This is a genomic window from Seleniivibrio woodruffii, from assembly GCF_029267515.1.
Taxonomy (GTDB): domain Bacteria; phylum Chrysiogenota; class Deferribacteres; order Deferribacterales; family Geovibrionaceae; genus Seleniivibrio; species Seleniivibrio woodruffii_A.
In genome coordinates this window covers 50,710-72,924 of sequence record NZ_JAJUIS010000009.1, presented here as the reverse complement: position 1 = coordinate 72,924, position 22,215 = coordinate 50,710, and the positions used below count along the sequence as shown (strand labels likewise).

Annotated in this window: 22 protein-coding genes and 1 tRNA gene; 4 read left to right on the top strand and 19 right to left on the bottom strand. The window is 47.3% G+C overall.

Annotated elements, in window-relative coordinates:
• Position 1: 1 nt before the first annotated feature.
• The 18 genes from Q7P67_RS10455 to Q7P67_RS10370 form a co-directional block, all read right to left on the bottom strand.
• Positions 2-1,201 carry a class I SAM-dependent methyltransferase gene (locus Q7P67_RS10455; RefSeq protein WP_303851933.1) on the bottom strand — a complete coding sequence of 400 codons (1,200 nt, stop codon included), beginning with the start codon at positions 1,199-1,201 and terminating at the stop codon, positions 2-4.
• A 430-nt stretch (positions 1,202-1,631) separates the two neighbouring features.
• Positions 1,632-2,120, bottom strand: a complete 489-nt coding sequence (locus Q7P67_RS10450) for a HyaD/HybD family hydrogenase maturation endopeptidase (RefSeq protein ID WP_303851931.1) — start codon at positions 2,118-2,120, stop codon at positions 1,632-1,634.
• Between the two features lies 1 nt (position 2,121).
• Entirely contained in the window at positions 2,122-3,804 is a 1,683-nt protein-coding gene (locus Q7P67_RS10445) for a nickel-dependent hydrogenase large subunit (protein WP_303851930.1), read from the bottom strand.
• 20 nt (positions 3,805-3,824) lie between these two features.
• On the bottom strand, positions 3,825-5,039 hold the full coding sequence (gene hybB, locus Q7P67_RS10440; RefSeq protein WP_303851928.1) for a Ni/Fe-hydrogenase cytochrome b subunit: 1,215 nt from the start codon (positions 5,037-5,039) through the stop codon (positions 3,825-3,827).
• The gene (gene hybA, locus Q7P67_RS10435; RefSeq protein WP_303851926.1) at positions 5,039-6,010 is read right to left on the bottom strand and encodes a hydrogenase 2 operon protein HybA; all 972 of its coding nucleotides are present in this window, start codon (positions 6,008-6,010) and stop codon (positions 5,039-5,041) included. Before hybA ends, hybB begins: the two co-directional genes overlap by 1 nt.
• Positions 5,991-7,094, bottom strand: a complete 1,104-nt coding sequence (locus tag Q7P67_RS10430) for a hydrogenase small subunit (protein ID WP_303851924.1) — start codon at positions 7,092-7,094, stop codon at positions 5,991-5,993. The genes hybA and Q7P67_RS10430 overlap by 20 nt, the downstream gene beginning before the upstream one ends.
• A gap of 571 nt (positions 7,095-7,665) precedes the next feature.
• On the bottom strand, positions 7,666-8,070 hold the full coding sequence (locus tag Q7P67_RS10425; protein WP_303851923.1) for a hypothetical protein: 405 nt from the start codon (positions 8,068-8,070) through the stop codon (positions 7,666-7,668).
• A gap of 61 nt (positions 8,071-8,131) precedes the next feature.
• Positions 8,132-9,025, bottom strand: a complete 894-nt coding sequence (locus Q7P67_RS10420; RefSeq protein ID WP_303851921.1) for a clostripain-related cysteine peptidase — start codon at positions 9,023-9,025, stop codon at positions 8,132-8,134.
• Positions 9,026-9,146: 121 nt separating this feature from the next.
• Positions 9,147-9,563, bottom strand: coding sequence for a hypothetical protein (locus tag Q7P67_RS10415; protein WP_303851919.1), 417 nt, complete (start codon positions 9,561-9,563; stop codon positions 9,147-9,149).
• A complete protein-coding gene (pyk, locus tag Q7P67_RS10410; RefSeq protein WP_303851917.1) occupies positions 9,560-10,972 on the bottom strand; it encodes a pyruvate kinase in 1,413 nt (470 codons plus the stop codon). The genes Q7P67_RS10415 and pyk overlap by 4 nt, the downstream gene beginning before the upstream one ends.
• A gap of 59 nt (positions 10,973-11,031) precedes the next feature.
• Positions 11,032-11,766: a HesA/MoeB/ThiF family protein gene (locus Q7P67_RS10405; protein WP_303851915.1), complete on the bottom strand. Its 735-nt coding sequence runs from the start codon at positions 11,764-11,766 to the stop codon at positions 11,032-11,034.
• A gap of 70 nt (positions 11,767-11,836) precedes the next feature.
• Positions 11,837-12,451: a hypothetical protein gene (locus Q7P67_RS10400; RefSeq protein ID WP_303851914.1), complete on the bottom strand. Its 615-nt coding sequence runs from the start codon at positions 12,449-12,451 to the stop codon at positions 11,837-11,839.
• A 246-nt stretch (positions 12,452-12,697) separates the two neighbouring features.
• A tRNA-Leu gene (locus Q7P67_RS10395) sits at positions 12,698-12,782 on the bottom strand.
• A gap of 86 nt (positions 12,783-12,868) precedes the next feature.
• A complete protein-coding gene (locus Q7P67_RS10390) occupies positions 12,869-14,734 on the bottom strand; it encodes a cation-translocating P-type ATPase (RefSeq protein ID WP_303851912.1) in 1,866 nt (621 codons plus the stop codon).
• Positions 14,735-14,741: 7 nt separating this feature from the next.
• Positions 14,742-15,017, bottom strand: a complete 276-nt coding sequence (locus tag Q7P67_RS10385; protein WP_295226134.1) for a metal-sensing transcriptional repressor — start codon at positions 15,015-15,017, stop codon at positions 14,742-14,744.
• A 147-nt stretch (positions 15,018-15,164) separates the two neighbouring features.
• Entirely contained in the window at positions 15,165-16,337 is a 1,173-nt protein-coding gene (locus Q7P67_RS10380) for an SH3 domain-containing protein (RefSeq protein ID WP_303851911.1), read from the bottom strand.
• Between the two features lie 91 nt (positions 16,338-16,428).
• Complete coding sequence (locus Q7P67_RS10375) at positions 16,429-17,205, bottom strand: phosphate/phosphite/phosphonate ABC transporter substrate-binding protein (protein ID WP_303851910.1); 777 nt, start codon at positions 17,203-17,205, stop codon at positions 16,429-16,431.
• A gap of 11 nt (positions 17,206-17,216) precedes the next feature.
• The gene (locus tag Q7P67_RS10370) at positions 17,217-17,636 is read right to left on the bottom strand and encodes a CoA-binding protein (protein WP_303851909.1); all 420 of its coding nucleotides are present in this window, start codon (positions 17,634-17,636) and stop codon (positions 17,217-17,219) included.
• 42 nt (positions 17,637-17,678) lie between these two features.
• On the opposite strand from Q7P67_RS10370, the gene Q7P67_RS10365 reads away from it, so the two are divergent.
• Positions 17,679-17,963, top strand: coding sequence for a flagellar basal body rod C-terminal domain-containing protein (locus Q7P67_RS10365; RefSeq protein ID WP_303851907.1), 285 nt, complete (start codon positions 17,679-17,681; stop codon positions 17,961-17,963).
• On the opposite strand, the gene Q7P67_RS10360 is transcribed toward Q7P67_RS10365, so the two are convergent.
• Positions 17,944-19,032, bottom strand: coding sequence for a HAMP domain-containing sensor histidine kinase (locus Q7P67_RS10360; RefSeq protein WP_303851905.1), 1,089 nt, complete (start codon positions 19,030-19,032; stop codon positions 17,944-17,946). The genes Q7P67_RS10365 and Q7P67_RS10360 overlap by 20 nt on opposite strands.
• Before the next feature lie 353 nt (positions 19,033-19,385).
• Between Q7P67_RS10360 and Q7P67_RS10355 the strand changes: the two genes are divergently transcribed.
• The 3 genes from Q7P67_RS10355 to elbB all read left to right on the top strand — a co-directional run bounded on the left by Q7P67_RS10355 (position 19,386) and on the right by elbB (position 22,206).
• Positions 19,386-20,303: an SPOR domain-containing protein gene (locus tag Q7P67_RS10355; protein ID WP_303851903.1), complete on the top strand. Its 918-nt coding sequence runs from the start codon at positions 19,386-19,388 to the stop codon at positions 20,301-20,303.
• Complete coding sequence (locus tag Q7P67_RS10350) at positions 20,300-21,457, top strand: poly-beta-1,6-N-acetyl-D-glucosamine N-deacetylase PgaB (protein ID WP_303851901.1); 1,158 nt, start codon at positions 20,300-20,302, stop codon at positions 21,455-21,457. Before Q7P67_RS10355 ends, Q7P67_RS10350 begins: the two co-directional genes overlap by 4 nt.
• Positions 21,458-21,522: 65 nt before the next feature.
• Positions 21,523-22,206, top strand: a complete 684-nt coding sequence (elbB, locus tag Q7P67_RS10345; RefSeq protein ID WP_303851899.1) for an isoprenoid biosynthesis glyoxalase ElbB — start codon at positions 21,523-21,525, stop codon at positions 22,204-22,206.
• Positions 22,207-22,215: the final 9 nt, after the last annotated feature.

The following is a 22,215-nucleotide window of genomic DNA, read 5'->3' as shown; positions in this document are numbered from 1 at the left end:
CTCAGGAAGTAATTTTTAAATAGATACATTTCAGATAAGCGCCCTCGTTGAATCCGACCGGATGATCGGGGGCGTTTCTCGTTCTTTCCGTTTCTTTAAAGCAGCGTCCCGAACGCTTCACGGTTTTGAGAACCGTTTCGAAGAAATCATCTGCACCAACCCGCGCCGAGCATGATGCACAAATAAGGATGCCATCCTTTGACGTGAGGTTTACCGCCAGCTTTGTCAGCTTTTCGTATGCCGCAAGCGCATTTGGTACGTCCGCCTGTTTTCGCGCGAAAGAGGGTGGATCGACAATCACCATTCCGAATTTTCTGCCTTTGTCCGCAAGCTGTTTCATAGCCTCGAACGCGTCCGCGCAGAGGGTCTCGTGGAGACAGGTGAGGTCGGGGTTCAGTGCGAAATTGCGTTTAGCCGCTTCCAGAGCCTGCGGAGCGATGTCGAGGCTTATGACGGACTTTGCGCCGCCCTTAGCCGCATAGAGAGAAAAACCGCCGTTGTATGCAAATATATTCAGAACGTCTCTGCCCTTTGCCAGTTTTCCGGCTCTCGCTCTGTTATCTCTCTGGTCAAGGAAGAATCCGGTCTTCTGCCCTTTCACAGGGTCTGCCTCGAAGAGTATGCCGTTTTCCGAAAATATAACCGCGCCGCCGACCGGTTCGCCGTACAGCAGACAGCCATCGGAATATCCGTACTGCGGAGCCACTGTGCGCGATAGCCTCAGAATTATGGTAAGTGGGCTTATAAGTTCTCTGAATACCATGCAGATAAGCTCCAGATGGGGCATCCATGCGGTCGTATCGAGTTTTATGACGAGAACGTTACGATAAATATCCGCAACCAGACCGGGCAAACCGTCGTTTTCGCCATGTATAAGGCGGAAACCGTCAGTGAGCTTATCATCTATAAGATGTTGTCTTTTTGATATGGAATTCTGCATGGCGGTTTTCAGCCATGCCTCATCTATGGTGGTTTTCGGTTTGGTTGAGAGGATGCGTATGCGTATTGGAGATGTGGGGTCGTACAGCCCCAGTCCTATAAATTCGCGTTTTGCACTGAATATGGCGGCGATGTCCCCTGCGCCTGCTTCGCGGCTGGTTTTCAGCACTGCGTCGGCGTACACCCACGGATGTCCTTTTTTTATGCTCTTCTCTGCGGCAGGTGTCACCTGAACCGACACTGAGGGTGCTATGGGCGGCATGTTCGCTCCTTGATATGATGTTGGGAATATACAGGAAAAGCAGTGGAAATACAAAGAATAAGTATCAGACTGCCGCGCTTGCGCTAGCAGTGACGGTTCAGGTTTCAGGATGAAACCCGTGGAGCGAGTGACACCGATTTATCGGTTGAACGAGTGGAACGTGAGCGGAGCGAGGCTTTTGCCGATTGGAGCGTTGACGTATTTTTTCCAAGGAAGGAAAAAAATGCGTCAACTAATTGACACTGAGGGTGCTATGGGCGGCATGTTCGCTCCTTGATATGATGTTGGGAATATACAGGAAAAGCAGTGGAAATACAAAGAATAAGTATCAGACTGCTTCGTCGTTTGACTCCTCGCAGAGATGGGAGAAATTAAAAAGGGAGTGATGAAGGGGGTTATTTCATCACTCCCATAGAAGAGGTATGGGAAATTATGCCGCTATAACGGGCGACAGATTAATGTCCATCCTTTTAAGTTCGTCAACTATAAGAGTCTCAATCTCGTCGAGCCTCTCTTCAACCTCAGGGCTAAGCTCCACAGAGCTGTCCAGACTTGCAGGGATAACGCCGTAGAATGTTATCGTTTCCGGTGCTTTTCCTCTCAGCTCGCTGAGTGTAAGTACCTCCTGAAGCCCTATCTGGTGGGGGGACATCTTTGCGGGAATTTTCTCCAGCATGATATCCTCTTTTTTGTAAACCCTGAGTTCGCCGGGTATTCCCTGCGCGTCGAGGCTGTCCACGATAATCACATGGGCGGTCTCCTCAAGTTTATGGGTGGCAAGAATACCCATAGTCCCGCCGTCATAGAACTCGACATCGTCTGAGGTTTCATATTTTTCATTCATCCTTTTAACAAGATGAACACCAAGCCCCTCGTCGCTGAGAAGCAGATTTCCTGCTCCGAAGACCACCACCTGCATATTATCTAACCCTCACGTTTGTAATCTCTTTGCCCTCAGGGTCGATAGAGTGCACTGCACATGCTATACAGGGGTCGAAAGAGTGAACAGTTCTGATTACTTCCAGAGGTTTGTGTGCGTCAGCAACGGGGTTGCCCTGAATACTTGCTTCATAGGGTCCTGCTGCGCCGTTTTCATCTCTGGGTCCTGCGTTCCATGTTGAAGGAACAACTGCCTGATAGTTTTTAAGTTTTTTGTCTTCGATAACCATCCAGTGAGACAGGGTTCCGCGGGGTGCTTCGTGGAAGCCCACACCCTGATATTCGCCTTTGGGCAGTTCTGTGTGGTTAGCGTAAACTGTGTCGCCTTTGCCGTAGTTTTCAACGAGCATGTCGAGGTATTTGAGTGATTTTTCAGCCATGATAACGGAACGGATGGCGCGTGTGACGTGACGTCCCATTGTAGACTGAAGGGCGTTAACGCTGATTCCGAGTTTGCTGCATACTGCGTCAACAAGGGCTTTGACCTCTTTGTCGCCTGCCGCATAGGAAGCGAGTATCTGAGCAACGGGTCCAACCTGAACAGGTCTGCCGTCGAGTCTGGGCGCCTTGCACCATGTGTATTTGCCGTCGGGGTTGAAGTCTGTGTATTCAGGCTCTGTAACACCTTCGAAGGGGTGTTTAGGCTTGTCGTCTTTGTACCATGCGTGAGCTGTGGACTCAGTGATGCCTTTGATGAGAGCTTCGTCAGTGTGAGTTGTCAGTTTACGGAAGTTTTTAAGGTCTCCGCCGTGGATGATACCGCCTGACATATCGAATTTAGTCATTTTGCTGTCAAGGGGGAACTCAGGCACAGCGAGGTAGTTATCCACGCCGCGTCCGTATGAGAACCAGTCTTTGTACAGAGAGCCGATTGTCACAACGTCGTTGAAAAGAACTTCTTTAACGAAGTCTCTTGTTTCGGTCATGAGTTGTCTGAGCAGTGCGATGCGCTCCATGTTGATTGCTGCTTCGTTGTCCATGTTGATTGCTGTTGCGACACCGCCGAGGCAGAGGTTCTGAATGTGGGGGTTCTTTCCGCCGAGGATAGCAACGGCAGCGGCAGCTTTTTTCTGATAGTCGAGTGCTTTCAGATAGTGTGCGGCAGCCATAAGGTTAGCTTCGGGCGGAAGTTTCATTGCGGGGTGTCCCCAGTATCCTGAACCGAAGATGCCGAGTCTGCCTGTCTGAACGAAGGCAGTCAGTTTTTCTTTAACGGCTCTGAACTCTGTTTCGCTGTTGCCGGGCCAGTTTGAGATGGACTGGGCAAGCTGTGCTGTCTTTTTGGGGTCTGCGGAAAGAGCTGAAACTATGTCAACCCAGTCCAGAGCAGACAGGTGATAGAAGTGAACGATGTGATCCTGTACGGAGTGCTGTGCGATGATAATGTTGCGCACGAGCTGAGCGTTAAGGGGCACTTCAACGTTCAGTGCGTTTTCAAGTGAGCGGATAGAGCTGATAGCGTGTACTGTGGTACAAACGCCGCAGAATCTCTGCGCAAAAACCCATGCGTCTCTGGGGTCTCTTCCCTGAAGAATTTTTTCGATACCTCTCCACATCTGCGCGGAGGACCATGCTTTTGAAACCTTGCCTCCCTCCACTTCGAAGTCAATGCGGAGGTGTCCTTCAATACGGGTAATAGGGTCGATTGTGATTCTATTGGACATCTTCGTTTTCTCCTAAAAAATTAATGAGCCTTTGCTGTTTCCGCAGTTGCCTCGTGTCCGTGAACCTTAGGCATGATGGGGAACAGTTTTACAAGCACCATATAGCCGAGTATCTCGAAAGCCACGAGACCGATGGTGATAAAGAACTCCGGCAGCGAGGGGAAATAGCTCCAGTTGCCGTGAGGTTTAAATCCGATAAGGTATACGTTGAAACGGAACCAGCCTCCGCCTATCAGAAGGAACATCGCAGCGATGAAAACCATTCTGGGGGATCTTCTGTACTGATTCCACATCAGGATGTATGTACCTGTGAGAATCAGCAGCATCTCAGCCATGAACATCCATGAGTAGAAGTCTCCGGCGAAGGCAGCGCTGAGCTGACCTCTCACATACAGGTCAATGAAACGTACTGTCAGCCATATGCCTGTTACATAAGGGATTATTCTTGAAAGCTGCTGAACCTCTTTTTCAAAGGGTCTTCTGAAAGCCATTGAAGAGGCGAATGATTCAAAAATAACTGTTGCATAGCCTATGTAAAGGGCGTTGATGATGAACAGCAGGGGAAGTATCTCCGTATGCCATATGGGGTTCAGCTTGGACTTGGCGATGATGAGCATCGAACCGAGTGAAGACTGGTGCATAGAGGGCAGGGTGATACCAAGTATAACTATGAATATCAGCACCTTATCAAGTTTCGGATAGATTATCATAGCGTAGTGTTTCAGCTTGGGGAATCTGTTGTCCTTCATATGTATGAAGCGCTCAAGTATCGCGGGCAGAACTTCGATGATAAGAACCACGTTGTATGCCATGATACAGACCGCAACTTCGAACATTACCGAGTTCGGCTGCCAGCGCGAAGGGATGAAGAAGCTGTATGCGTTCCAGTAACGACCAACGTCAACCATAACGGACATACCTGCAAGCATGTAACCGAACATACTTGTAACCAATGCCGAACGGATCAGGGGGTGGTACTTCATCCTGTTCATGATGTAAATTACCAGCGCCATGGCGTAGCCGCCGCACGCAAAAGCTGTTGAGGTTGCAACGTCATAAGCGATCCAGATACCCCATGGGTAACCGTCTGAAAGGTTTGAAACGGCGCCGATACCCATCACAAATCTGTACGCGATGAGCAGGAAACCGAGAACCGTAAAGAAAAGAAGCACATAGAAGGCAGGAGTAAGGATCTTCGCCCTATGTACCTGATATTCGTCGTGATGTCCGGCCATTAGTGTTTGCCCTCCTTCTCGTGTTTCTCTTTTTCCAGCTCGTGCTCGATTTCCACTTCAAGTTCGTGCTCAAGCTCGTGTTCGTGTGCAACCTCCTCAGCGGATTTTCTGTTGCGCAGCGCCACGAAAGCAAGGAAACCGTAAAGCGCCACGGGAGCTATGAAGCCTTTGTATACCGTGTGCTGAACGTGCTCGGACATAAGAGCAGCGGATTCTTTTTCCAGTTCGGGGAATCCGAGATTGTCAAATGAAGTGCCCGCAAGGTAGATAACGTTTGTTCCGCCCACTTCGAACTCACCGTAAATATGTTTCTCATATTTTCCGGGGTTCTCTGCCTGACGGCGTTTCGCCTCTGCCAGAAGGTCTTTGCGCTTGCCGAAGATAACGGCGTTCGTGGGGCATACCTCGCAGCAGGCGGGAATGTTCTTCAGTTTAAGGTTGGTGAATTTGCAAAGGTCGCATTTCACTATTTTGGGGAAGGTTTCCGGCCATTCAAATTTGGGAATGTTGAACGGACAGGCAACCTGACAGTAACGGCAGCCGATGCAGATGTTTTTGTCATAAAAAACAATACCTGTGCCTGCTTCTTTCTGCATTGCGGAAACGGGACATGCGGAAACGCATGAAGGTTTGATGCAGTGCATACACTGATATTTTACATATGCGTGCTTTGTGGGATCCTGTTCATCCTTGTAAAGTTTGATGATGTTCCTTGTGCGGTAGTCAAGGTCATTGGGAGCGTCCCATACCCTGTCGTTGTCGCCGGGCATAGGTGCTGCCGCCATGTCGTTGACCTGCTTGCACTTTGAAACGCACGCCTTACAGCCGACGCAAAGTGTCGAGTCATAGAACATGCCTACGGCTTCGTCATCGGCTTTGATTTCTTGCTGCGCGCTTGCTGAAAGGGGAGCGAGCATAAGCGCTCCGCCGGCGGCGGCAGTCTTCAGGAAATCACGCCTTGTCTTCTTCATCATCCCCTCCTTTAGGCAGCTTGTTCGCCATTATCGCACTTGCAGCGATTGCGGCGCCTGCCACCATACCGATAACGCCGGTTGTGACCGGATCAGCACCTTTTCCGCGGGGTGCGGGGTTGGCGTTGGGGTAGAAATCGGGCGGAGTGATTTCGTGAATCTGTGCTTTGTCATAGATTGACGTGTGGAACATAACGTCGGGTTCTGTACAGCCTATGCAGGGGTGACCCATGGAAACAGGCCATACGCCAACGTCGTTGAAACGCTGAACAGAGCAGTTTGCAAAAGTTACGGGACCTTTGCAGCCGAGTTTGAACAGACACCAGCCTTCTGAATGACCCTGATCGCCGAACTGTTCGGCAAATCTGCCCGCATCAAAGTGGGGTCTGCGTTCGCAGTGTTCGTGTATTCTTCTGCCGTATGCAAATTCGGGTCTGCCGAGTTTGTCGAGTTTGGGCAGTTTTTTGAATGTCAGATAGTAAAGGATTGTCGCAAGCAGGTTATAGGGGCTGGGAGGACATCCGGGAACGTTGATAACGGGTTTGTCCTTAACAAGGCTTGCAGCCGATACAGCCTGTGTGGGGTTCGGGTCTGCAGCCTGAACACCGCCGAAAGATGAGCAGGTGCCGATGCAGATAACAGCGGCAGCGCCTTCTGCTGCATCTTTAAGAGAGTCCACAGCTTTTTTGCCTGCCACTTTGCAGTAGATGCCGTCTTCGGCAAGGGGAACCGCGCCCTCAACAACGAGGATGTATTTGCCCCAGTTTGCCTTCATGCTGTCTTCAAGTGATTTTTCAGCCTGATGACCGGAACCTATCATCAGTGTTTCGTGATAGTCAAGCGAGATAAGGTCGAGGATGAGTGCCGCAGGATCCGGGTGACCGGAGCGGATAAGCGATTCGGAACAGCCTGTACATTCCTGAAAATGAAGCCAGATTACAGGCGGTCTGTTGTCCGCTGTGGCCGCCTCAGCAACCTTTGTGTGCATAGCGTAAGGAAGACCCATCAGAGCGGTCAGACCTGCGGTAAGACGCAGGAAATCACGTCTGTGGAGCCCTGTGCTGAACAGAGTGTTATCAGACATTTTAAACCTCAAAAAGTTAAAATTAGAAAATCTGAAACGTAAGCAATAATAGGAATCTTCAAACGTATGCAAATAATGAATAGTTCGGTCTGTATTAATGTGTTTGTGACCGTTAGTATCTAAATACATACAAAATAATTAAATGCAATAGACGATTCTTAGTTGATTTTTTTTAAAACACCGATTCAAACGGTTTTCAAAAATCGCAAAAGTGTAGATTCAGATTTTGGATGTTTTTTATTAAATTCATATCTTTTAAATATGTAATCGTTTAAATCTGAATATTAATAATAATATAGACTCTTGGGTATCTATCGTATGTTTTGACGTAATACTATATGCGTATTAGTATGATTTGCATGTGTTCAAAACTGTTTGTTTGAAAAAATATTTAAAAAACGTTGTGTTGTCTGAAATTAAACAATGTTTTATGAAATTGTGTCGGGCTTTCTGCATTTTTTGCTCTTTTATATGCCGTTTCCTTTCCTTGGTTCAAAATTATCGTATACCGTATACAGTATCCGCTGGTTTCCGGCTTAGATTCTCAGGCGGAAAAACGACAGCGGTATTTTTATAATGCCGTCTGTTTTTGCAGGATAATAATGTTATCCTGCTCTCTGTGATGCCCCAGCGATGCGGGCAGAAGATCGGCGGAAAGCATACGCAGCGCCAGAGCCACTGTCAGTGCCTTTGATGCTATGCGCAGCATTTCGCGGAGATTGAACGTCTTTTCGATATGGACAAAAGCCTTGTCTGTAAGCGATTCGAACTGCCAGAGAGATTCGGGGTTATCTGCCGATACGGGATATATTGTATAGTCCGTGCGCAGGCAGCTTTTTCCGCCCATCTCCCATATTCTGAAACATTGCTTATGGAAAAGGTAGTCGAAAACAAGCTGAAGGTCTGAGTCTGTGATATCGGCACTGTGCTGAATCACGCTTCCGCCTATCCTGACCGTATTGTGAGTTTTCATCATTGCTTTAATATCGGACACTGATGTTAAAAATCAATGAATATTTTGTACTTAATATGTCTGATTAATACAGCCGAAGCACGTCTGCCCATTCAGTTCTTATGCCGTTCTGGCGAAGGGAAAGCCTGTAACCGTAGAGAGTTTCGTTGAGGATTTTACGGCGCACAGGAAAATAGATGCCTGCACCTTTAAGTGATGAATTGATGCTGTAAGTCTCTGTGAAAACACGCTTATAATCAATTTTATATGCGTCCATAAGTTCTTTGAAATCCCCGTTTATGCCGAACAGCGTCACTGCGCTTTCCGGCAGTCTGTTGTAAGGGCGTACGCCAGCCGTTTTGACCTTTTGGTAGAATAGACCGACCGTTCTGTTAAGCTCATCTCCGGTTTTTGTTATGAACACAGTGAGTGGTTCGGTGCCGCTGCTGTATGATACTTTATAGCCGTTCAGGTATGCCCGTGCCGCATCCTTTGAAGACACGCCTTTATGTTTCGCGAAATACTCTGTAAACGTGGCATAATCGTTTCCGCTGGCGGGCAGGGTGGTGGATGCGGAGACTATATATCCTGCCGTGTTGTTAAGCACCAGAAGGCTTTCGATGCTGCCCATGTAGCACATGTCAAGCCCCAGCACGTCCGGTTCTATGCCTTTCAGTGCGCCGCGTATCTGCAATGCGTTCAGGGAACCTTTGTCGTTCATATAAGGCGGAACCCCGTGCGCAGTTATGGAATAGAAATATCTGTCCGCGGGGTAGTTTTTATGTACATAAGAAAAGAAGGCTTTCAGGGTATCTATATTGTATGAATTCTCGGAAATGCCTGAGACATTGATGAATCCGTTGCAGTCGGAAACATAGGTGATATCTTTCAGGTTCGACCTGTCGTCGCTGTTCTTTTTGCGGTCATGAAAAAAGATGATGTTAGCGTTTTCCGGCTTATTCCGGCATATCTCCTGCACATTCTCCTGCTGTTCTCGGTAGAAATTAACCCCGTCGGCAAGATAGAACGCCAGCGTCCAGCTTTCTGCTGCGTGTGCGGCGGAGAATAACGAAAGAAGAAAGAGCGCCGTCAGAAACTGCTTAATCTGTTTTGTCCTGATAAGCGGTGTCCTGCCTGTGCTCGTCCAGTGAGTTGTGTCCGTATGCAGTTAGCAGAAGCGCAATGCACAGCAGGAAAATCTTCATGTAGACCATTGGCTTAAAGCTGTGCGCACGCAGTTTTTTCATCCTCAGGGCTATGCCTGTGAGAGCTGTTGCCGCCAGCAGAAGAAGCCCCGAAAGAAGCACCAGCGGGCGCTTGTCAGTTGTGAAAAAGTGCACCAGCAGAACGGCGAACAGAGCGGGCGTAAGGTAGAAATGCAGCTTTACCAGCAATTGACGTTTGATGTTTACTATCCCCTTTATCTGGGCATACTGAAACGCGGCCATGCCAAGAATGACAAGACATACGATTATCGTTACCGACAGCGAACCTGTGATATCGTGTAGTTCTCTCATATTTCAAATACCTTCACCATATTTGTTGAACCGCGTACACCGAGGGGCGTTCCTGCGGTTATTATTATTCTGTCGCCTGATTTTGCCAGCCCTTTTGCAACGGCGAACTCCGCCGCGTTGGCAAAAAGCTCGTCAATATCCGTGAAACCGCCGCAGTGTCCGGGAATCACTCCCCAGAATATGTTCAGCTTACGGTATGTGTGCTCGTTGGGTGTCAGTCCGAGGATGGGGCATACGGGGCGGAAACGCGCCACGGAGGAGACTGTGAAGCCGGATTCAGTGTAGGCTACGATTGCTTTGGCACCAAGGTCTTTAGCAAGCCAGCTTGCAGAGCGTCCCACAGCCCATGAAACGGATTTTGTGTGAACACCGTCGGATGAGCTGTCAACGCCCATTTCGTAGTTAATGTGGGATTCGGTCGCTTCCGCCAGTTTGTTCATAACGTTCACCGCCTCCACAGGGTATGCGCCGGAAGCCGTTTCTTCGGAAAGCATTATCGCGCATGTGCCGTCGAACATTGCGTTTGCAACGTCGGTGCACTCCGCGCGGGTGGGGCGGAAGTTGTCAACCATGCTTTTCAGCATCTGGGTGGCGGTTATGATTATCTTGCCCTCTTTGCGGGCTTTTTTGATTATCTGTTTCTGTATGACCGGCACGTCATAAAGCGGCATCTCCACGCCGAGGTCGCCGCGGGCAACCATTATTCCGTCCACCATAGGGAGTATCTCGTCGATGTTCTGCACCGCCTGCGGCTTTTCTATTTTAGCTATCAACAGCGGCGGATTGGACTGTTTCGCCAGTATGGAGCGTATCTTAACGAGGTCTGCCGCGCCGCGCACAAACGACAGTGCCACCGCGTCAACGCCTTTTTCCAGTCCGAACATAAGATCGGCACGGTCTTTATCTGTGAACGCCACGATGCTGAGGTTTGTCGAGGGCATGTTAACGCCCTTTTTCGTGTATGCAGTCCCGCCGTTCAAAATGCGGCAGGTTACGATATGTCCTTCAATGGCTTCTACTTTAAGTTCCATCGCTCCGTCGGCAAGGAGCACTCTGTCCCCTACGCTGAGGTCTTCCGAAAGGTTCGGATACTGTACGGGAAGGATATTTTCACCCGCGTGCTCTTCGGATGCCAGCAGGCAGGTTTCACCGGATTTCAGCGCAACGCCCTCCGTCGGCAGCACGCCCAGACGTATCTTGGGACCGCATAGGTCTTGCAGAATGGTGACGGCGGCACCCTTTTTCGCGGATAGTTCGCGGATGGTGTCTATCATTTCTCCGTGGGATTCGTGTGTGCCGTGGGAAAAATTAAGGCGGGCTACGTTCAGCCCCGCATCTATAAGCTGTGAAAGGGTTTCTTTATCGCATGAAGAGGGTCCGATGGTTGCAACTATCTTGGTTTTTCTCACTTTTGTTCCTCCGAATAAATCATACCATAAGCATAATGTATGCAGAGGAATTTACAACCTTATTTATGTGAACAGACGGGGCAGGTGGGATTGCGCTTGAGTTTCGGCATGACCGTGCGCATTTTCATGAAATCTATGTGCATCATGCGCCCGTTCAGCGGTTCGCCGTGTCCTGTAATGATTTTTATCATTTCAACAGCCGCCAGACAGCCTATCGTGCCGGATACAGCGCCGAGAACGCCGAACCCAAGCTCTTTCCAGTCCTTGTCATTTTCCGGCATATTACAGGCGAGGCACGCGGTTTCATAGGGGATGACAGTGAAGAGGTACCCGTACATATCGTCCATGGCTGCTTCCACCATGGGAACGTTCAGGTCAACGCAAGCCTTGTTCATGGCAAGGCGTTCGGGAAAGTTCGGTCGTGCGGACATGGCGATATTGCAGCCAGATATGAGTTCCTTTGCCTTCTCTTCGTCCAGCCGGACGTTGTACATCTCCAGTTTCATTTCAGGATTAATCTTCATGAGGTTTTCATATGCAATGTCAACGCGGGGCTCGCCAACGCGGTTGATGTCCATCAGCAGTTGGCGGTTCATGTTTGTTTCGGTGAGGTTGCCGTAATGGGATATCACCATCCTGCCTATTCCAGCACAGGCGAGGTATGCCGCCGTAGCACCGCCTAGTCCGCCGATTCCGCCCACGAAAACGGAAGCGTTTTTCAGCTTGTCCTGCTTTTCAGGTGTGAAATCCTTCATCATCATCTGCCGTCTGTAGCGTTCGTTGTAATCTGGCATGGCGCACCTCCATTCCGGCTCAGTGTATTACCATGCTTTTTTGTTGGCAAGGGGGAATAACGGGGGAGGGTTATTGCGTATACTTAGTAATTGCCCAAGTGAATAATGAAGAAAGTACCATTATGATTAGATTCAAAACTAACTGGTCTTTATTCCTAGATATAAATGAAGGCTTTTCTCCTTTTGCATGAGTATATAGGAAAAAACGTCTTTTAGTATAGAGTGGTATAAATAATGAAGCAAAAGTCAATATATACAAAATAACGTGAAGTTCACCACTTCTCATGCTTAATATTATTGAAGAGATTATTAGTAAACTTGATAAATAAGGATTTATGGAATCAAGATAATAAAAAAAGTTCTTTCTATTTGATAAAATCTTTATTGTCTTATTCTCAATATGAGCTTTTTCAGAACCATTTAATTCAGACCCTAAATAATTACATTCAATATTTAATCTAGCATATGGTGACGAACCAATAATTTGAATATTTGGAAATTTCCCGTTTGGAAATTTGCTAACTAATTGCTCCAGCTCTGCTATATCTGAAATTGAATATTCGCCAGATATTAATTTAGCTTCTTTGCAATTATTAATAAAAGCGCCATATATTTCTTGTATATCGTCTAGATAAAGTGTCGCATTTGGGTAGTAAAATTCTTTTTTTTTGTTAATACGTTCCATAAACCCTCTTAATTAGCATAACGTTAGGTTTTATGTTTGTCAATATTATAGCATTATATGCCTTCGGCGGGGACTCGTTTTTTGTCTGCCTGCATCGTACAGCCAGCCAAAAAGACCAGTCTGCTCACTTCCGCCGACATCCTGTCGGCTCATCCTTCCTTATCGGTCGGAGTTCGCATCCGTTCGAGTCACACCAAGGCAGAATACAAAAAAAGCCACACCCTTTTGGGTATGGCTTTTTTTGTATGCCGAGGGGGGGACTCGAACCCCCACAGGATTAACTCCCACAGGTACCTGAAACCTGCGTGTCTACCAATTCCACCACCTCGGCGCTTACTGCTTCATCAGCGGTAAGGGGGTTTATACAGTTTTATACAATTCTTGTCAAGCAACTTATTCCGTATCTGCGATAAAAATTTATGCCGACCTGAACTTCAGCAGCACTGCGGAATTGAGTATCACCGCGACCGACCCTGCGTTGTGTACCAGCGCACCCATAATCGGGTTCAGCGTACCCATCATAGCAAGGATTATCGCAACGAAATTGAGCAGCATCGACAGTGTAAGGTTCAGCTTTATCGTGCCCATGGTGCGTTTTGCCAACTTCAACAGGTGGGGGATATTTTTGATATCGTCGCCAACCAGCGCAATGTCTGCTGCATCAACTGCAATATCGCTTCCTATTCCGCCCATCGCCACGCCAACGTGTGCCTTTTTAAGAGCCGGGGCATCGTTTATGCCGTCTCCCACCATGCAAACCATCTCTTTTGCATTTTGGTATCTATCTATAGCTGCCATTTTGTCTTCCGGCAGACAGTCAAATTTCACGTTATTTATGCCGGCTTCCCGTGCGATAAAGTTTGCTGCGTGCATATGGTCGCCTGTCAGGAGAACGCTTTCAACGTTGATTCCCCGAAGTTTTCGGACTATTTCCCTGGTTTCGGGGCGTATTACGTCGGAAAGTGCTACAAACCCTGCCGCTTTGCCGTCTTTTGCTACATAAATTACAGTACAACCCTCATTTCTGTGCTTTACGGCATCGTTTACGACCTCGTCCGGTAGTTCTATCCCGTTTTCAGCCATCATTTCAGCATTTCCTGCGAGTATTTTTGAGCCTTCCACCGCAGCGTTGACACCTCTGCCCGCTTTAAGGCTGAAATCCTGCGGCTGGGGTAGGATATCTGACGATACTTTTCTGTAATGGGCTGTGACGGCTTTGCCCAGAGGGTGTTCGGAGCGCTGTTCTGCCGCCGCCGTGTACCGGAGCAGTCCTTCGTCGCTCAGACCTTCGCGGCAGCTTTTGAAATATGTCACTTCCGGTTTTCCGAAGGTGAGGGTGCCGGTTTTGTCGAAAGCTATTTTGGAAACTTTTGCAAGCCTCTCCAGAGCGTCGCCTTCACGCACAAGAATACCGTATTTTGTCGCATTGCCTATACCCGCCATTATTGCTGTGGGCGTTGCAAGCACAAGGGCACAAGGACAGAAAACAACAAGAATTGTGACCGCGCGGATTATTTCGCCTGTGACAAACCATGTGCCAGCCGCCGAAACAAGAGCTATAACGACTATCCATGTTGCCCATCTGTCCGCCATGCCGACTATCTTTGCTTTGCCAGCATCAGCTGATTCCACCAGTCTTATCATCCTCTGGATAGAGCTGTCCTCTCCAACCTTTACAGCCTTCATGTCAAAAGTGCCGAATTGATTTACAGTGCCGCTGAAAACCTCGTCCCCGACACTTTTGTCAACGGGAAGAGCTTCGCCTGTCATAATAGACTGGTCAACGGAGGTCTGTCCTGAAATGATTGTGCCGTCAACAGCGATCGTTTCGCCAGCCAGCACACGCAGAACGTCGTCAACATGAACCTCTTCCGCGGGTATAACGCTCTCCTGCCCGTTTCTTACAACCCTTGCCGTTCGGGGGGTGAGGTGAACCAGCTTTTCTATTCCCGCCCTGGCTTTTGCAACTGTGCGTTCTTCCAGCATGGCGCCCAGTGCCATTATGAAAGCTATTTCGCCTGCGGCAAATATCTCCCCTATGATAACAGATGCCGCAAGAGCTATTGAAACAAGAACGTCTGCCTTTATATCAAATTCGGTTAACAGTCCTGTGATGGCTCCTTTGATGATTGGAAGACCGCAAAGGATGATAGCCACCCATGCGATGTCAGGACGGATATCAACTATTTTGAAAAAACTTAGAACAAGAGAAACCGCAGACAGCCCAAGAAAAAGCATTGTCCTTTTTTCATCGTTTTCAATAAAATCTCTGATAACATTCATTAATTTCTTACCCCATTCGTGAAAAGTGTTCCACTGCCTTTGCAAAGTCGTCGATTGTCTTTTCAGCGTCGCCGTGTTTGATTCCGTCGTAAACGCAGTGGTGAAGGTGTCCCTCCAGAACCATTTTACCCACCTTGTGCAGGGCGCTTTTTGCGGCATTTATCTGGATGAGGATATCCTCGCACGGGACATCCTTTTCAACCATTTCCGAAATGCCTCTTAGCTGCCCTTCAATTTTTTTCAGTCTTGTCTGAACCTTAGGTATGTCGATACACTGACGCATAATGCCCTCCGCTAACTATATACCCTATAGGGGTATGGGGTATATTTAAATTTATTGATATTGATTGTCAATATAAAACTTTAAAAAGATACAAAAAAACCGCCCGAACGTTTCCGAAGGGCGGTTTAAAGATTTGCTATATTATTATTAGCGTTCGAGATACTCAGCAGCAACCCAGCCTTTGCCGGTATCTACCCAGCCGTATTTGCGGTCGTATTCACACACGGTATCTCCGCGGCTGTAGGTTTTGAGAACCTTTGCGTTTGCATCGGGTTTTTTGCGTGCTTTCAGTGTTTTGGAAGCCACCGTGAAGCATTTCACGTCTTTCAGGTTGGCGAGGTTAACCCATCCTTTTTCGCTTCTGCCCCAGTCGTCATCAATTTCGTAAAGGCATACTTTTTCACCTGCGTCATAATCGCCCACAAGTTTTGCCCTTTTGGATGCCGTTTTTCTGATGTTAGCTTTTTTGTATGAAACGTACATACACTTGATTATCTTGTCTTTGGCTTTTTCTTTCTGAACTGTTTTTTCATCGGTGGATTTGTCGGAAACATATTCCATATTCACCCAGCCGATATTTGTGCGTATCCATCCGTTTTCGGTCTCAAGAACCTCTACCTTTTCGTTTTTCTGGTATTGTCCCACAACGTCGGAGTTGATATTTGCAAGTGAACGTATGTTGACTTTTCCGCCTGCTATGTATTTATAGACGGCTTTGTTTTCCTGTTTTGCGGGTTTAACCGTTTCTATGGTTTTTGCAGAGGATTTTTGCTGTTTCGTTGTTTTTTGCGATGCAACAGGATTGTCGTAGTTATACTCAGTCATGCGTGTTTTTGTTTCTTCTTCTGCCGCCGCGGGTTTAACTTCCTGTTTTGCTATATCCTCCGGCATTTTTGCCGAGAGAAACTTTGTGTTAACCCAGCCTTTGCCTGTGTCTATCCAGTCTCCGATACGGTTTTCTTCACAGATATAGCTGCCTTTTTTATATATTCCTGTTCTTTCAGACAGAAAAGATGGGTTGTTTCTGATATTTGTAACCTGGGATGTAACGTAATAGCATTTTTTATCTGTGGTGACCGCTGCGGGTTTATCTGCTGCAGGTTTCTGCGGTTGTTTGGAGAATCTGGTATTGTCCTGCCACTTAACAGGGTCTGCAATCGGGGCTGTTTCCTGAGTCTGCGTTTCGGATGTGTTCTCTTTCAGTCCTATGCCTGTCTGTCCGAGGATACCCCTTACGTTATTATTCGGTTTTTCGTCCGCTGCTGCGGAATTAACTATAAGAAATGCGGAAACTATTGCCGGATATATATATTTTTTCATAAGAACCTTTGTCTGTGTTAATGAATACGCATTATAACAGCATGGTCGGTTTTGTCCATATTTTTTTAAAATTGTTAAGGAAAGTGTTTTTTCAGCGTACTGTAACGCTTTTGTAGAGCGTTTTCCAGTCGAAATCCACAGGAGAAAAACCATTGATAACGGATTCGCCGGTTTTTCTGTCAGAGGAAAAAGAGAGAACGGAGCGTATCAGTTTCTTTTTTTCTTTTCCGCTGCGGATATAAAGAAACAGTCCCGGAATGCTTTCCGTTTCGGCAACGGTGCGGAAAACAGACCTGTAAAGCGGCGGCAGCACATCTTCGTAATCTGTGTATTGCGTTGCTCCTGCATCCGCTTTTTTCAGATATACCTGAGTGAACACGTCGTCCCATTTGTCTGGAAAAAGCTCTTTGAAATGCCCTGTCCCTACAACTTTTTCGACATATTCCACAGGAAGATAATACCCTCCGGTAGAGTGTCTTGACGGAAAAGCAATTGTTTTGTCTTTAAGGTCGCTCACCCATTTCACGGGTGAGTCTTTGAGAACGAAGATACACGATTTAATATAGATGGTATCGTGTGTTGAGACTATCATATCCGGAGCTTTGCCGAGATATTTCTGCATAAGCACAGCGGGATAGACAGATATGAATGCCAGTTGAACACGCTTTTCCGATATGGTTTCTGCAAAACCCTGCGGCGAGTCTGACTCTATTATTTTGTAGCCTGTGTATTTGTTCTGTTGCTGAACATAAGCTGCGAAGCGGCGCAACTCTTCCGGAGACTTGAAAAAATCGTTTTTCAGTATGCCGATGTTCAGTGTTTCGGCGCAGGTGTTCCCATAGGAAAAAAAGAGAACGGCGGCAACCACCGCCGCATTAATTATTTTCCTGCGAGTCCCAGACGCAGATATTCTTTGAATATACATTTGTCCTCGACATAAGGAATATTTACATATGCTGCGATTTTCCTTGCTTCTTCGGACTGCACGCCCTCCTGAAGCCAGATGAGTTTTGCGTTTTTTCCTGCTGCCTCGCGCACAACCTCTGCGGCAAATGCGCTCTGGCGGAAGATATCCACTATGTCCGGTTCAAAATCAAGTTCGTCAAGACTGTCCACAGTGGGAATGCCGAGAACCTCTTTTTCGATGGGGTTGACCGGTACGCATTTATAACCGTTTTTCATAAGAAATTTCATTATTCCGTTGCTGGCGCGCTCCGGTTTGTTTGAAGCGCCGACGATGGCGACTGTTTTTGCGTTTGAAATAAGCTCCCTGAGCTGTTCGTCTGTAAGATTGGTCATTGAAATCCTCCGAGTTAAGTGTATTATAACAGAAGGGAACATATGATACAAGGATTGTATAACAGCCTTAACGGCATGAAGACACAGATTGACGCTCTTGACGGGACAGCAAACAACGTTGCCAATATTAACACGCCCGGTTATAAAACACCTCTGACGGCTGCTTCTGACGAAGCTATGGACAAGGTGGACATCAAGTGGTCAGGTGTTGACGCTGCAAAGGAAATGACGGATATGATGGTTGAGAAGAGGGCGTTTCAGTTCAACGTGGAGGCTCTGCGAGCTCAGGACGAGATGCTTGGAACCATCATAGATCTGAGAGGCTGAGCGGAATCTCAATATAAAAAATCGTTCCCGTTTCCTCTGTAGAGCTGAAATATACGGCTCCTTTAAGATACCTCTCGGTGAGCAGTCTCATGCTGTATGTACCGAGTCCCCTCCCTATGCCTTTTGTTGAGAAAGATCGCTGGAAAATGGATGCTTTGATCTCCTCTTTCATCACACAGTTATTCTGAACGTATATTATGAGTCTGTCTTCGGTCATCCTGCTGCCTACGACGACACTGTCGCCGTCTTTGGAAGCCTCAACAGCGTTTTTGGTCATATTCGTTACAACCCGCTTGAGAATATTTTCGTCAGTGTTTACAAAAGTTTCCTCTCTGTCGGATTCAATGACGAACGTTATGCTTTTGTCCAATGTGGTTTCTTTGAAAAAAGCGGCGACAGATACGAGTATTTTCTGAATATTGCATGATGTTTCCATAACGTCCAGTTCATCTTTTTCCGCCAAAGCAAGCATGTAGCTGGAGCGCAGTTCATTGTTGAGGCTGCTCATGGCGCCTGTCAGAAGAGAAGTGGTCTCTTTTATGGCGTTAAGGTCATCTCTTTTCGCATAACTGTCGATGAAATCGACTATAAGTGTTAGCCCGCCGGCAAGGTTGTTTATGTCATGGAAGAATATTTTTTCAAGTGCCTGTTTTCTATGCTCCGCGCTGACGTCCAGAACGCAGAAAAGAGTGAACAGTCTGTTATCAATGTTTAGCTTTGACGTGCTGACCTTCAGGTCGTATGAAAGTCCGTTTTCAGCTTTTATACGGCACTGCTCAAGCTGACGTTTGCCTTCAGCCGCGTTCGTTATCGCCTGATATGCTCCGCAATAACGGCAAAACTTTGTTTCTCCGCATACGTCAGCATTTTCGAGGGCGTTGACGCATCTGAAAATATCGCCCGGTCTTACGCCTGTTGCCGGATTAAGTTGATTGTTTTCTGCGAAATCCGAAAATTGTTTGTTGTAAAAGACGATTCTGCGATCATGGTCTAAAATAAACAGCATTTCATGCACTGTTTCTGAAACAGCGAACAGAACCGGATAACTGTCGTGCAATAAGTTTGTCAAATCTTTGTTATGTTTATAATCATCCATATTTAACCTTTTTTGAGTATATGCTTTTTAACTAAGGTTTGCATCAGTTTTTTACAAAAATGCGATATTGAATAAAAAAAGATTAACTGATAATATTTTCTTCGTCCAACTTCGTTTGAACAAAGACTGTCTGTATTTGTCTTTTTGACAGAATGGGAGTATTATCTCCGGATATGCAGATTCTTCTAAAGATTAACTTTAGTTAATCCGAATGATTTACGATTATAACAGTGTGCGCGGCACGCTATTTTGATAATATTAAACTATTGAAAACAGTGAGCGGACATCCGCAAAACGGGTGCCTGTGCTCCTGACAGGATGGTACAGTGAGCGAACAGGAAAAGAACACGGAACAGACACCGGAAAAAGGCAAAAAGAGTTTTGGCAACACAATAGTGCTGTTTATCGTCTTTTTTATAATTTTCACAGCGCTTGTCACAGGCGTTGCATTCTTTGCGGATAAGCTGAAACGCTCCGGAAAGGATGCGAAAACCACAGAGCAGGTTAAGCCGGAGGATATGACAAATCCTGAAAGCGGAAAATCATTTACCGTTGACGGACATGGAACCACTGTGGAGCACAATGAACCTGCGGCACAGGAGGCTCCGAAACCTGTGTCGGAAAAACCAGATTCGGTTCTTACTTCGCCCCCTGTGGAAACTGCGAAACACGCTGAACCGATGAAACAGCCGGAACCTGCAAAACCTGTTGTGAAAGAGGAACCTGCAAAGACTCCAGCTCCGTCTGTAAAACAGGAAGCTCCCAAACCCGTTGTAAAAGAAGAACATAAACCTGCAGTTAAAGCGGAACCTGTAAAACCTGTCGTTAAGACAGAAGCTCCTAAACCAGCGGTTAAGGCTGAAACTCCCAAGCCCGCTGTTAAAGAGGAAGCTCCGAAAGCGGCAGTTAAAGCCGAACCCGCTAAACCCGCCGTTAAAAAAGAAGCTCCCAAGGCTGCTGCAAAACCCGCTCCCGCTGCTGAGAAAAAGGCTGAAGCCAGCGGTAAGACAGGAGAATATTACGTTCAGCTTGCATCATTTAAGAGTCTTGATCTTGCAAAAGAGGAGTTTCAGAGAATGAGTCCCAAGGTGAACGACCTGCAGCTTGTTCAGGTTGATCTCGGCGAGAAAGGCGTATGGTACAGGCTCAGATGCGGTACTCCCCTTGCTTATGACAAAGCGCTTGCAAGAGCCGAAGAGATAAAAGCAAAAACAGGATATAATCCCGACATAATGAAAAAATGATGCTTACACGCTTTCTGATCATAACAGCCCTGCTTTTTTCGGCAGGGCTTTCTTTTTCTTCGGAGCAGAATCCCCGCATAAACGGTGTTCAGGTGTTCGTGCTTAACAAAAGCTACGACGGTGATATGGATGCTTTTTTCAGCGGGCTGAAAGCCAAGGGTTACGACACGGTGATGCTGCGTGTTTTCCACAACGGAGGAGACAGGTATCATTTCGCCGGAGAGAACGCGGACTGCAAAAGCGGAGTGTATTTCAAAACGGACAGAGCCTGCGTTGTTCGCGACGTTCTGGGCGAGGCTTCGGTTTCGGCAAGAAAAAACGGTATGAGGATATACGCATGGATGGCGACACGCTCCCTCAGTTTTCTCAAAACCCCGGAGCATATGGAAAAAGTCTTCACGCCTGAGGGTACTGCCGAGGGTTACGGAGCGTCGGTGTTTGACAAAGAGGTGAGAGCTGAGCTTAAAGGGCTGTTTGCAGATCTCGCGAAATACGATATAGACGGCATCCTGTTTCAGGACGATTTCATCATGCGCTATGCGGAAGGCGCTTCGGATGACGCAGTGGCTCTTTATGAGGCTGAAACAGGTAATAAGCTGGCTTACGACACACTCTTTTCATGCAGCGGCAGCTATCCGGTCACACGCGTTTCAAATGCCTGCGGTGAAACTTTTCTGTATTGGGTAAGATGGAAGAACGCAAAGCTGATGGACTTCTTCGGTGAACTGAAAAGCTCTGCGATGGCTGTAAATCCTGATATGAAATTTGCCGCAAACGTTTACTATGAAACGCCCATAGACAAAACAAAAGGGCTGGCTTGGTATTCACAGAGTATACAGTCCATGCTTGCTGCCGGTTTCGACTATCTCGCCGTGATGGGATATCACGACCAGATAGCAACCGAGATGCGCAAGGAGACCGACGAAGCGGTGGACGTGCTTTACGAGATGGCGGAAAATCTTGTGGCGGCAGCGGACGACGAAAACCGTATAATTCTTAAACTCCAGATAACATCATTCGATAAAAAGAGAAAGATAGACGATTCCCAGATAGATCTGCTCTGCCGCATGACGGCGGATTATCCCGGCATAAGCCGCGTTCTTGTACCCGTAAACTCCCTTTCCGACATCAAAGACATCTGTTTTTCCAACTGAACTTGTTCTCTTGAAAAAAGCCTGATACACTATAATATTATCTGTATAAACCATAGGAGGATATCATGCCCAGAATAGGAATAGTGCTGAGCGGATGCGGGGTTTATGACGGTGCTGAGATACACGAGGCTGTGCTGTCAATGTATTACCTGAAAAAATACGGCAACGAACTTCTCATTATGGCTCCTAATGTGGGTCAGGCTCATGTTGTGAACCATCTCACCGGACAGGAGGAACAGGGGCAGAAAAGAAACGTTCTGGAGGAATCCGCAAGGATCGCCAGAGGAAATATAACCGATATCTCGAAAGTGACCGTGGACGATTTCGATGCTCTTCTTTTTCCGGGAGGCTTCGGTGCTGCCAAAAATCTTGTGTCCTTTGCTTTCGACGGTGCGAAATGCTCCATAAACCCCGATGTGAAACGGCTCATTAAGGCTACAGTCGATGCGAAAAAACCCCTTGCGGCGGTTTGCATAGCGCCTGTTGTCGTTGCGAAAGCCCTTGAGGACTCAGGCGTCAGAGCTAAGCTCACGATCGGCAACGACCCCGGCACGGCAAACGCCATAAACGCCATGGGAGCGGAGCACATCGAAAGCCCAGTTAAAGAGGTAATAATCGATGCACACCTTAACATAATCACCAACCCTGCCTATATGCTTGCCGCTGATATTGCAGAGGTCGGCGAGGCAATTAAAAAGACAATGCAGGCACTCACGGGGATGGTGAACAACCTTACTTCCGGGTGCTGAGAAAAGTAA